The organism is Agromyces sp. Marseille-Q5079 (genome assembly GCF_051016555.1).
Taxonomy (GTDB): Bacteria; Actinomycetota; Actinomycetes; order Actinomycetales; family Microbacteriaceae; genus Agromyces.
In genome coordinates, this window is the sequence record NZ_JBPEJF010000002.1 from 560591 (window position 1) to 572392 (window position 11802).

General features: G+C 72.8%; 11 protein-coding genes. 3 read left to right on the plus strand and 8 right to left on the minus strand.

Going from position 1 to position 11802, the window contains the following annotated elements:
* Positions 1 to 5 precede the first annotated feature (5 nt).
* A complete protein-coding gene (locus ACR3IO_RS06400; RefSeq protein ID WP_434070339.1) occupies positions 6 to 458 on the plus strand; it encodes an Lrp/AsnC family transcriptional regulator in 453 nt (150 codons plus the stop codon).
* Between the two features lie 79 nt (positions 459 to 537).
* Positions 538 to 921 (plus strand): YciI family protein, encoded by a 384-nt coding sequence (locus tag ACR3IO_RS06405; protein ID WP_434070340.1) that lies wholly within the window; start codon positions 538 to 540, stop codon positions 919 to 921.
* A 47-nt stretch (positions 922 to 968) separates the two neighbouring features.
* On the opposite strand, the gene ACR3IO_RS06410 is transcribed toward ACR3IO_RS06405, so the two are convergent.
* The 7 genes from ACR3IO_RS06410 to ACR3IO_RS06440 all read right to left on the minus strand — a co-directional run bounded on the left by ACR3IO_RS06410 (position 969) and on the right by ACR3IO_RS06440 (position 8023).
* Positions 969 to 1751, minus strand: a complete 783-nt coding sequence (locus ACR3IO_RS06410) for a hypothetical protein (protein WP_434070341.1) — start codon at positions 1749 to 1751, stop codon at positions 969 to 971.
* The gene (locus ACR3IO_RS06415) at positions 1748 to 2719 is read right to left on the minus strand and encodes an ABC transporter ATP-binding protein (protein ID WP_434070342.1); all 972 of its coding nucleotides are present in this window, start codon (positions 2717 to 2719) and stop codon (positions 1748 to 1750) included. The genes ACR3IO_RS06410 and ACR3IO_RS06415 overlap by 4 nt, the downstream gene beginning before the upstream one ends.
* The gene (locus tag ACR3IO_RS06420; RefSeq protein ID WP_434070343.1) at positions 2716 to 3228 is read right to left on the minus strand and encodes an NUDIX hydrolase; all 513 of its coding nucleotides are present in this window, start codon (positions 3226 to 3228) and stop codon (positions 2716 to 2718) included. Before ACR3IO_RS06420 ends, ACR3IO_RS06415 begins: the two co-directional genes overlap by 4 nt.
* Before the next feature lie 145 nt (positions 3229 to 3373).
* Positions 3374 to 4930, minus strand: a complete 1557-nt coding sequence (locus ACR3IO_RS06425) for a hydantoinase/oxoprolinase N-terminal domain-containing protein (protein ID WP_434070344.1) — start codon at positions 4928 to 4930, stop codon at positions 3374 to 3376.
* Positions 4930 to 6102: a DUF917 domain-containing protein gene (locus tag ACR3IO_RS06430; protein ID WP_434070345.1), complete on the minus strand. Its 1173-nt coding sequence runs from the start codon at positions 6100 to 6102 to the stop codon at positions 4930 to 4932. Before ACR3IO_RS06430 ends, ACR3IO_RS06425 begins: the two co-directional genes overlap by 1 nt.
* Positions 6099 to 7430 (minus strand): cytosine permease, encoded by a 1332-nt coding sequence (locus ACR3IO_RS06435; protein ID WP_434070346.1) that lies wholly within the window; start codon positions 7428 to 7430, stop codon positions 6099 to 6101. Before ACR3IO_RS06435 ends, ACR3IO_RS06430 begins: the two co-directional genes overlap by 4 nt.
* Positions 7427 to 8023, minus strand: a complete 597-nt coding sequence (locus ACR3IO_RS06440; protein WP_434070347.1) for a TetR/AcrR family transcriptional regulator — start codon at positions 8021 to 8023, stop codon at positions 7427 to 7429. Before ACR3IO_RS06440 ends, ACR3IO_RS06435 begins: the two co-directional genes overlap by 4 nt.
* A 141-nt stretch (positions 8024 to 8164) precedes the next feature.
* On the opposite strand from ACR3IO_RS06440, the gene ACR3IO_RS06445 reads away from it, so the two are divergent.
* Complete coding sequence (locus ACR3IO_RS06445) at positions 8165 to 8752, plus strand: hypothetical protein (RefSeq protein WP_434070348.1); 588 nt, start codon at positions 8165 to 8167, stop codon at positions 8750 to 8752.
* Positions 8753 to 8834: 82 nt separating this feature from the next.
* On the opposite strand, the gene ACR3IO_RS06450 is transcribed toward ACR3IO_RS06445, so the two are convergent.
* Positions 8835 to 11684 (minus strand): lamin tail domain-containing protein, encoded by a 2850-nt coding sequence (locus ACR3IO_RS06450; RefSeq protein WP_434070349.1) that lies wholly within the window; start codon positions 11682 to 11684, stop codon positions 8835 to 8837.
* Positions 11685 to 11802: the final 118 nt, after the last annotated feature.

Genomic DNA, 11802 nt, shown 5'->3' on the forward strand with positions numbered 1-11802 from the left:
ACCCCATGGATGCCATCGATCGACGAATCCTTGCCGAGCTGCAGCAGGACGGGCGCCTGAGCCTCACCGAGCTGGCCGACCGGGTGCAGCTCAGCATGTCGCCGACCCACCGCCGGCTCCGCGCGCTCGAGGCATCCGGCGCCATCACCGGCTACCGCGCCGTGATCGACCCCGAGGTCGTCGGGCTCGGGTTCGGCGCGCTCGTGTTCGTCACGATGGAGCAGGCGAACCGGGCCACCATCCCGGCCTTCGACGAGGCCGTGGCCGAGATCCCCGAGGTGATCCAGGCGCTGCGCCTCTTCGGCGACCCCGACTACCTGCTGCGCGTCGCCGTGCCCGACCTGCCCGCCTACCAGCGGCTCTGGGACGAGCGACTCTCAGCCCTGCCCGGCGTGCGCCGCGTGGAGTCGACCCTCGTCATGAAGACCATCGTCGACGACCGGTCGCTGCCCATCTGAGCCATCCGAGCGATCAGGGCGGTTCGAGCGGTCCGAGCGAGCGGATGCCGCGACGCGGCCGAGTGCCTACACTCGTCGCATGCCGCACGACCCCGACATCCCCGACGCGTTCACCGTCGTGACGGTCGTCGTGCTGCGGCGGCCGGCCGACGCCCCCGAGATGTCGGAGGCCGCCCTCGACGCCCTGCAGGCGGAGCACCTCGCCTACCGGGCGGAGCTCGGCCGACGCGGCCTCATCGTCGCGAACGGGCCCTTCCTCGACCAGAGCGACCCGTCGTACCGGGGCATGTCCGTCTTCGCGTGCGACCCGGCCGAGGCGGCGCGGCTGTCCGACGCCGACCCGTCGGTCGTGGCCGGCCGGCTCGCGTACGACGTCATGGAGTGGTGCACGCGCGCCGGGTCGATCGCGTTCCCACTCGCCGCAGGGCCGGTGGGCGACATCCGCTCGCTGCCGGAGGACTGACGCGGAGAGTGCTGCCGCGGCGGAATGCCGCCGCGGCCGCCTCGTACTCAGGCGTTGCGGCGCTTCACCCAGACGGCGGCGAAGACGACCAGCGCGATCGTCCAGATGACCGAGGCGATCGCCCCGGCGACCGGGTCGAGCTCGGTCGGGTCCGTGGTGATGCTGAAGAAGTTGCTCGCCGCCTTGCCCGGCATGCTCTCGCTGATGATCGCGAAGGCGTCGAGCGGCACGAGGCTGATGACGACCGGCACGACGTAGAGGTAGCCGATGGTCGCGCCGAGCGTGGCGATGGTCGAGCGGAAGACGAGTCCGAGGGCGGTGGCCGAGACCGACACGACCGCCGCGAACAGGGTCGTGTCGCCGAGCACCCGGAGCACCGCGGGGTCGCCGAGCTCGGCTCCGCCCCCGTGCAGGGCGATCGACAGCGCGAGGCCCGCGACCGCCGCGACGCCGCCGACCACGGCTCCGGCGAGCGTCGAGAGCAGCACCTTGGCCAGCACGAGCGGCGTGCGGGCGGGCACGGCGGCGAGGTACACCGAGATCGCGTGGTTCTCGTGGTCGGAGGTGGCGATCGTGGCGCCCACGAGCAGCACGAAGAGCGCGCAGACGACGAATCCCTTCGCGACGGCGTCGAGCACGTTCGCCTGGCTGGGATCGGGGAACGCGACGGTCCAGAAGGCGACGATGAGCAGCATGCCGACGATCGCCGAGCCCATGAGCCACCACGAGGATCGCAGCGACGCGAACTTCAGGCATTCGGAGGCGAACACGCCGCCGAACCTCACCCGGGTGCGCTCGAGGTCCGCGGCGTCGGCGGTGGTGGCGGTCATCGTCCTGCTCCGTCCTGCGCCCGGCCCGCCGCGGGATCGACGGCCGTACCTCCGGCCGGATCGGTCGGTCCGGAGGCGTACTCCTGGTCGTCCTTCGTGAGCGCGAGGAAGGCGTCCTCGAGCGAACCCTGCTGCGGCGTGAGCTCGTAGAGCACGATCGCGTGGGATGCCGCGAGCTCCCCCACGCGCCTGGCGGTCGCGTTCGCGACGATCAGGGCGCCGTCGGGTGCACGGCGCGTCGCGGCCCCGGCCTCGGCGAGCGCCGACGCCAGCTCGTCGGCCTGCGGGGTGCGCACGAGCACGTCGGACTGCGTGGCCTCGGCGATCACGTCCGAGACCGGACCCTGCGTGATGAGGCGCCCGCGGCCCATCACCACGAGGTGGTCGGCGGTGAGCGCCATCTCGCTCATCAGGTGACTGGAGACGAGCACGGTGCGGCCGGCGGCGGCGAGGGCCTTCATCAGCTCGCGAACCCAGTGCACGCCGTCGGGGTCGAGTCCGTTGACGGGCTCGTCGAGCACGAGCACCTGCGGATCGCCGAGCAGGGCCGCCGCGATGCCGAGGCGCTGGCGCATGCCGAGCGAATAGGTGCCGACCCGCCCGGACGCCGCCTCGGTCATGCCCGTCAGCCGCAGCACCTCGTCCACGCGAGTGCGAGGGATGCCGTTCGTCATCGCGAGCGCCCGAAGGTGCACGCGGCCGGCACGGCCGGGGTGCACGGCGGCCGGATCGAGCAGTGCGCCGAGCTCGTGCAGCGGGCGTTCGGAACGGCGGAAGTCGCGCCCGTTGACTCGGACGGTGCCCGCGACCGGGCGGTCCAGCCCGACGATCATGCGCATCGTGGTCGACTTGCCCGCACCGTTCGGGCCGAGGAGTCCGGTGACGGCGCCGGGCCGGACCGTGAAGCTCACGTCGTCGACCGCGGTCTTGTGCCCGAAGACCTGCGTGAGACCCTCGACCTCGATCATCGTGCCGCCTCCAGGTCGTCGACGGTGCCGCCCTCGAACCGCGCCGGCGCGGTGCCGCCGCCGTCGACGTCCTCGAGCGCGGCCTCGATGCGTCGCAGGTGCTGCCCCTGCACGCCGCCGAGGTCGTCGAGCGGATGCCACGCGACCTCCGTCATCTCGCCGTCGGCCGGGTACGGCTCGCCCTCGATCCACGAGCAGCGGAACACGAGGTCGAGGTAGTCGACCACGTCGCCGTTCCCGTACGTGAGACGCGGCATCTGGTGCACCCAGGCCAGCCGGTCGACGCGGATGCGCACGCCGGCCTCCTCGAGCGCCTCGCGCGCCGCGGCATCCGCCGGTTCCTCGCCGGGGTCGACGATGCCGGTGATGGGCGTGAGCGCGCCGTTGTCGGAGCGGCGACCGAGCAGGATCTCGTCGCCGCGCACGATGATCGCGGTCACGCCGACGAGCGGGAGCGGAGCGGTGCCGACGTGGCGGCGCAGTTCGAGCACGAAGTCGGGGGTGGCCATGCAGATCACGCTACGCGAGCGGATGCGGCATCCGCGCCGGAGTCCCGGTGTTGCGGCGGAATCCCGGACGACGGGGACTCCAGCGCGACACCGGGACTCCGGCGGGCGGCGCCGGGCGGCGGGCGGCGGGCTCGCGGCCGACCGATCAGGCCGCGAGCCGCCCGACCGCGCGGGCCCGGATGAGCACCGCCTGCCCGTCGATGTACGACACCGGCAGTTCCTCGATCGCGACGACCTCGATGGTGTCGGGGTCGGCGCCGGCGAGGCGCGCACGATCGGCCGCCTCGCGGCCGGCATCCGCCACGGAGTCGCGTCGGTCGCCGTCGGTCCGGTAGACCCGCTCCACCTGACCGGCGATCTCGCCGAGGGCGGCGCCGACCGCGTTCGCCGCGCCGAAGTGCTCGGGGCGGATGAGCTCGCCCACCCCGTCGAGCTCGTCGGGCGCGATGATGCTGCCGCCGCCCACGAGGATCACGGGCACGGGTGCCGCGCTCGGCTTCATGCGGTCGATGGAGTCCTCGAGCAGCTCGCGGATCGCCTGCCAGGCGGATGCCCCGACCCGCCCGTCGATCGACGGCGCCTCGACGCCCTCGATGCCGGCGCCGCCGACGGCGAGCGCGACATCGGTCGCCGTGAGGGTCGATCCGCCGAACGCGAGGCCCTCCTGCGGCAGCCGGTAGCCGACGCTGTCGGGTCCGAGCGCGACGGTCGCAGCCTCGGATGCCGCGGCATCCGCTCGCACGACCGTGCCGCCGCCGAGCCCGACCGAGAGCACGTCGGGCATGCGGAAGTTCGTGCGGATGCCGCCGATGTCGACCGCGTGCGACGACTGCCGCGGGAACCCGCCCACGAGCACGCCGATGTCGGTCGTGGTGCCGCCGATGTCGACGACGAGCGCGTCGGTCGCGCCCGAGAGGTGGGCCGCGCCGCGGATCGAGTTCGTGGGGCCGCACCCGATGGTGAGCACCGGGAACTCGAGCGCGTACTCGAGCCGCATGAGGGTGCCGTCGTTCTGCCCGAAGAACGGCTCGGCGGGGATGCCGCGGCCGGCGAGCGCCGCCACGAACCCGTCGGCCATCGAGCGGAGCGTGCGCATGAGCGCGGCGTTCAGCACCGTCGCGTTCTCGCGCTCGAGCAGGCCGAGCGAGCCGATGCGCGCCGAGCGCGACACGGGCACGTCGAGCACCTCGGCCACGAGCTCGGCGACGCGCTCCTCCTGGTGCTCGTCGATGGGCGAGAAGACGCCGACGACGGCGACCGCGTCGACCTCGCCGCGCATGCGCTCGCAGGCCGCGCGCACCTCGTCGTCGTCGATCGGGGCCAGCACGCGGCCGTCGACCTCGTATCCGCCCGAGACGAGGTACGCGTGCTCGCCGATCGCCGCGCGCAGGTCGTCGGGCCATCCCTCGAGCGGCGGCACCGCCGTGGTGGCCGGCGCGCCGAGGCGCAGCACGCCCACGCGCCCGAGGCCGCGTCGCTCCACGATCGCGTTGGTGCAGTGCGTGGTGCCGAGCATGGCGTGCGTGATCGTCGAGACGTCGACGCCGGATGCCGCGAGCACGGCGTCGATCGCCGCGGCGACGCCGTCGCCCGTGTCCTCGGTCGTCGGCGACTTGACGGATGCCACGACGCGGAGCTGCTCGTCGAGGATGACGGCGTCGGTGTTCGTGCCGCCGACGTCGATGCCGATGCGGTGTCCCATCAGGCTGCGTCCTCTCGTCGTTCGGTCGGTCGGTCGGATCGTGGATCGGCGGATCCGGAGACGCGGGGGGCACGGGCGGCGATCTCCTCGACGGGCGCCCAGGCGACGTCGTAGCCGAAGTGCGCGGGTCCGGCGTTCTCGAGGCCGACGTCGGTGCGCCACTTCGCGTTGCAGGGCATGCCGATCACGGTCACGCGCGCCCCGTAGCGGAGCGCCTCGGTGGTGATGGGGTGGCCGGTGGCCTGGTCGAGCACGGCGATGAGGTCGGGCGTCACGGCGGCCAACTCGCCGTCGCGCCTGGCGAGCAGCATCTCGTTCTGGAAGTCGAGCCGGAAGGCGTGGCCGCGATCGTCGCCGGTGCCCTCGAGGTCGGCGGCGCCCTTGGTGAAGCCGCCCTCGAACTGGCGCCGCAGGTCGACGACCTTGCCGTCGAAGAGCCGCACGGCGTCGAGCTCGAGGCAGAGCGCCGCGATGCGCTCGTCGTCGCGCAACTGCTCCTCGCCTCGACCCAGCAGGACCTGCCCGATGCGACGCGCCAGGGTGAGCGTGCCGGGGATCGCGCACTCCCGAACGACGTCGCCGCCGTAGACGTAGTCGATCATCGTGGCGGCGCCGCCCATCTCGATGGTGACGGCGCGGGCGAGCCGCTCCGACCAGACGCCGTCGACGGGCCGGCTCACCACCTCGTTGCCGTGGTGGTCGACGAGGACCGTGGTGCCGGGGCCGTATCCGGCCAGGTGGAACGTGACCATCTGCGCTTCGGGGAACGCCCGGCCCATGGCGTCCGCGTCGACGATCGGCAGGCCGCTCACCGCCGCGGCGGCGATCGGGATCATCGAGTTGCCGCCGCCGATCTCGATGGGCATGACCGCGGTGGGAACCCGGCGGGTCGCCCGCTCGATGGCCTCGAGCGCGTGGCCGAGCTCGGCCTCGGCCATGATGCGCTCCACGTCGACCGAGGGCGCGCCGATGCCGCCGATCGGCACGACGAGATCCCGCTCGGTGAGGTCGTCGGCCCCGATCACCCGCACCGGTCCGTGCAGGCGGATCAGCCGCTTGGCGATGAGCGAGCCGACGTGCGGGTCGCCGCCGCCCCCGGTGCCGAGCACCGCCGCGCCGAGGGCGATCTCGTCGACATCCGCCTCGGTGATGAGCCGCAGGCCCTCGGTCACGATGCGACCTCGTCGGCGTGCAGCTCGCGCTCGGTCGGCGCGGCGGCATCCGCTCGGGTGCGGCGGGCGATGAGCCCGAGCACGAGGTAGACGGCGAACCCGACCAGCAGGCCGTCGAGCGCAGGGATGGTCGTGAGGTCGAACAGGCCGAAGCCGAGTCCGTCGGCAGGGTGGGTCGCGGCGAGCGCCACGATGATGCCGGCGACCCAGGCGATGATCGCGAGCGGATGCACCGAGCGCTCGGACTCGGCGAGCTTGAACCGGCCGGCCCGGTGGTCGACCACGAAGGCGGCCACGTACACGCCGCCGAACGGCGCGATCACGATGCCGATGGCGGAGATGAACGGGATGAACCCGTCGGCCGCGCCGAGCACGGCGACGAGGATGCCGATGACGCCGCCGATCACGGTGAGCACGCGGCGGTTCAGGCGCCCGTTGATCGACGCGAAGCTGAGCGCAGCGGAGTAGAGGTTCGAGGTGTTCGTCGTCCACTGCGCGAGGATCAGCACGATGACGGCGGCACCGCCGAGCCCGAGCACGAAGAAGATCGTCATGAGCTCGGTCTCGCCCATGATGCGGGCGAGCACGAGGGCGACCACGACGATGATCGAGTTGCCGAAGAAGAAGCCGACGAAGCCGGCGGCCATCGCCTGCCGAGGCGTTTTCGCCCAGCGCGCCATGTCGGGCGCCGTCACGACGCCGAGGATGAAGATCGCCATGACGAGCGAGACCGCACCGCCGAAGGTGAAGGTCGCGTCGACGGGGCTCGACAGGCCCTCGGCGCCCTGCGTGGCGAAGCCGACGATGACGCCGAGCAGCAGCAGCACGAGCAGTGCGGGCACCGCGAGCGAGCTGAGCTTCGAGATCGAGCGGTATCCCCAGAGCGCGGTGAGCGCCATCAGGATGCCGCCGACCAGCGTGAAGATCCAGACGGGTGCGTCGAGCCCGGTGAGCTCTGCGAACGCGATCTGGGCGTTCGAGCCGAAGAACCCGGCCTGCACGGCGAACCAGCCGAGCAGGCTGAGCGTCAACGCGATCGCGAGCACGGCGCCGCCGATGCGGCCGAAGACCACGCGCGAGACCATCGCGGTCGAGAGTCCGGAGACGGCGCCGACGTAGGCGCACGCCATGGCCATGAGGCCGAGCAGGGTCGAGCCGACCAGGGTCGCGAGCAGGGCCGGCCCGAAGTCCATGCCGGCGGCGAGCTCGATGCCGAGGAAGGCCCCCGAGAGGTCGATGCCGATCGCGATCCAGACGGCGGCGATCGACCACCAGCCCTTGCGCTGGTCGGCCGGGACGACGCCGTGTTCGTAGTCGGTGGTGTTCATGCGGATCCTTCGGGGGAGGTCGCGAGCAGCGAAGCGAGGTGGCGCCAGGCCAGGTCGAAGCGCTCGCGGTAGACGTCGGGTGAGTAGTGCGTGAGCTGGAGGAACAGCCCGTCCATGAGCACGAGGAAGAGGGCGGTGAACCCCTCCGGGTCGTCGACGGCGAACACGCCGGAGGCGACCCCCTCTTCGTAGGCGCGCCTGACCGCACTCGCGAGGGTCGATTCGGAGTCGAGGAAGATCTCGCGAAGGCTCGCGCCGCTCGCACCGGATTCGGCGATGGCGGCGCGCAGGCTGAACTCGGCGAGGTCGGGGCGGTCACGGTAGTACGCCTCGATGCCGCCGAGCAGGTGTCGGAGCCGTTCGAGCGGGGCCATCGCGCCACTCGAACGAGCGAGCTCGTCGAAGTACGCGGTGTGCTCGACGGACACCTCGGCGTAGACCGCCTCGTACAGCGCCTCCTTGCTGGGGAAGTGCGCGTACAGGGAGGGCGTCTTGATTCCGACGGCCCCGGCGATCTCGCGCAGGCTGGCCTCGGCGTACCCCTTTCTCGCGAAGACGGTTCTCGCCTCGGAGAGGATGCCAGCTCTGGTCATATGCCTGCCTAACGATCATTAGTTAGGGAGACTGTAGACGGCTCGTCCCCGCTCCGCAAGGGTCGCCCGATCCGATGCCCGGCTCGCACCCGACGTCGTGCCGTACATTTGCCCGAGCAGCGAGCGGAGGACGGGGTCGGCATGTCGTGGTTGCAGGAGAACCAGGGATTCCTGGTGATCGGCGTGATCGCCGTCCTCGTCGTCGTGGCAGGATTCGCCCGACGCCGGCGGCGTGACCGCGAGGATCGTGCGGCCGACGGGGCCGCGGCCGGCCGTACCTGGCAGGACGGCCCGGATGCGGCCGTGCAGAAGACGCTCGCCTCGCTCGCGACCGTCGTGCGGTTCCCGATCGACGTCGACGCCGCCTCCTCGGTGCTCGGCGGCGCGAGGCTCCCCCGATTCTGGGCGCACGACGACCCGCTCGAATGGACGATCCGGTTCGCCCCGGGTGAAGTCGTCCCCTCGACGCTCGCCCGCCTCGAGGCCGACCCCGACGGCTCCCGCCTGAGCCTGGTCCGCGCGGCTGAGATCGGCGGCGTGCCGGCGAGCGAGGCGGACTGGCGCAAGCTCCGTCGCATGGCCGTGGCCGCGGCCCGCGCGGCGGACGTCGGCGCGACCGAGGAGGTCGGAGCGGCCTTCGTGCGCGTCCCGACGAGCGAGGTCGCCGGCATGCCCTCCGAGCAGGCGGCACTCACCCCGTACCTCTGGGTTCGCGAGACGTCGGCATGACGACGCCGCAGACGGGCACCGAAACGGCGGATGCCGCGGCAGCACGTGCTGCCGCGGCATCCGCCTGTCGGGTGGTGGGCGCCTAGCCGACGGCCTGCGCGCGTCGGCGGCGCAGCGCCACCGCACCCGTGCCGAGGCCGAGCAGGAGCAGCACGCCGGCCGCCCATAGCGCGCCCGAGACGTCGGCGCCCGTGTGCGCGAGGCCGGAGCCCGAACCGGATGTCGCGGGCTCCGAACCGTCGCCCGAGCCGTCGCCCGTGCCGCCGCTCGCGGCCGTCACCGTGATGGGAGCCCAGCCGATGAGCGTGCCGTCGGCCGCCTGGATCACGAGCTTGTGCTCACCGGGTGCGAGCGTCGCGGGCAGCGTCACGGTCACCGTGCCGTCCGCCGCGACCACGACGGAACCGAGCGAGGTCGGCGTCGAGTACACCCAGGCCCAGACCGACTCGCCGGCGTGCTCCGCGCCGACGGAGATCGCCAGGGTCTGGCCGGGCACTGCCGTCGCGGGCGCGGTCACCCCGCCGCGGGTGTCCTCGGTGAGCAGCGACTCGTCGACCGGAGCGGGCGCCGCGCCGGGGTCCGTCGGGTCGGTCGGATCCGTCGGGTCGGTCGGGTCCGTGATCGTGAGGCCCGGCAGGCTGCCGGTGCGCAGTGCGGCGGGCTGCTCGCCGTCGGCGAACCACCAGACCGGGCGGGTCGTGACGAGCGACGGAGCCGGGTCCGCCGAGCTCAGCGAGGCCGGAGCCGTCGCGAAGCCCTCGTTGTTGAGGTTCGGCATGCCCGCGGGGCGCGCGACGTGCACCACGGTCGGCTCGGCACCCGTGAACGCGATGCGCGCGCCCTCGCCCTCGCAGCCGTCGTCGCAGACCGCCCAGAGCTGGTCGAGCACGGTGTCGTAGTCGAGCGCCATCACGCCGCCGAGTCCCGGATCGATCGCGGCGACCTGCGCGAACGAGCCGTCGGCGTTCAGCGCGTAGGCGTAGACCACGCCGTTGTCCTCGACCGCGACGAAGAAGAGCCCATCGCCGTGGCCCGGGTAGTCGGCCGGGTCGTAGACCGCGCCCGTGTTCTGGTCGACGAGACCCGCGAGGTCGGCATCCGACACCCACTCGACGGCCTCGAGGCCGGTGTTCGCGGCGACCTGCGGCAGCGAGGCCGTGAGGTCCCACTCCTGCGCGGCGACGACGTCGGGGCCGAGCGCCTCGGGATCGACCGCGAGCACGACGTTGCTGTTGACGCCCTTGTTCGCGTTGTCACGCTCGGAGGCGATGTAGAGGCGGCCGTCGCCGGCGGCGGTGATGCCCTCGGTGTCGGGTCCGGCCTTGGCCGGGTCGGCGGCATCGCGCTGGAAGCGCACGCGCTTGCCCTCGCTCCAGCCGTCGGCGAACGCGACGCCGCCATCGGCCTTCGCGTCGAGCTTCCAGAACGTGCCCGTGCCGTTGTCGACCGCCCAGAGCACGACGCCGTCCGCGGTCTGCTGCGTGTCCAGGCCCGACGAGTCCTCGAGGAACATGGTCGTCTCGTCGACGACGCGCACGTCGGCCGAGCCGGGCCACGCCGTCACCTCGGGGTCGCCGGGTTCACCGGGCTCGCCCGGGTCGGTGCCGCACGCGTTCGCGGCGGCCTTCGTCGAGGCCGTCGCGTCGCCGAACGCGCCGGTGCCGTCAGGGCAGCGGGCGTACGTGACGGCGGCGTGCGGGCCCCAGGCGTACTCGGCCACGGTGGTGCCGGCGGCGTTGCGGACGGTCGCCCGGTCGTCGTTGCCGAGGCCGAAGCCGAAGTGCGCGTTCTGGTCGAACACGAAGAACGCGCCGGGCGCGAGGGTCGTGCCCGCGGCGACGGGCGTGACATCCGCGGCGTGGCCGACGGGGTCGGAATCCATGAGGGTCCAGCCCGAGAGGTCGACCGGCGTGGTGCCCGTGTTCACGACCTCGACCCAGTCGGTCGCGTCGCCGTTGGACTCGACCTCGTTGATCGCGATCGAGGGCGGCACGCAGTCGTTGGCCGCACCGGCCGTGATACGGGCGAGGCTCCACGAGCCGGTCGCATCGGGGCAGCGAGCCCAGCTGGCGGCCGCCTCGTCACCCGCGATGTTCGGGTGCGCGGTCCACGAGTACTCGTCGAGCTTCGTGCCGTCGGCGCCGTACAGGCGGATCGCGTCGGCGCCGCCGATGCCGATGGCCGTCTCGAACGTCTGCGCGGCACCCGCGGCGTCGAGGCCGGGCGTCTTGGCGTCGACCACGAGTCGCTCGCCCGCGCCGATCGAGGTGCCGGGTGCGAAGAACCAGCGGTGGTCGTCGGAGTTGTCGCGCAACTCGGAGCCGGAGAGGTCCACAGCGGTGTCGCCCGCGTTGATCAGCTCGAGCCAGTCGGCCGGGCCGGAGTCGATCTCGTTCAGCAGGACCGAGCCGGGCGTCACCGGCTCCTCGGGCTCGTCGCAGACGTTCGCCGCGCCGAGCGTGACGGCCGTGGCGGGCGCCCACTCACCCCCGTCGGCGCACCGCGACCAGTCGGCCAGCGGCGCCGTCGCGGTGTAGGCGTAGGAGTCGACGACCGCGTCGGCGGCATCGACGAGCACGACCTCGTCGCCCTTGCCGAGGCCGAACGGGAAGCCGAGCGGTGCGGCATCCTTGGCGAGCACGAGGTATCCGCCTGCGGCGAGCGTCGTGCCCGCGGGGATGGTGCCGCGCTCCGAGCGCTTGTCGTCCATGACGGCCCAGCCCGAGACGTCGACCGGGGCGGATGACGCATTGAAGAGCTCGATCGAGTCGACCGTGCCGTGCGACGCGGTGTCGTACACGATCTCGTTGACGAGCACGCCGGCGTCCGCGGCGAGCGCGGCGCCGGGAAGCGCGAGCAGCGCGGCGCCCGAGGTCACGGCCACGGTCGCGACCATCGCGGCCGCGCGACGGATGGGTGGGGAGAAGGGCATGGGGAGGGGCTCCTGACGGGAATCGAGGGGTCGCCGCCCACTCGACCGCCCGGCGCTGAACGGAGGGTGTCGCGACGGTGAACCGCCGACGTCGCCGCCGTGTCGAAGCGGGTGCATC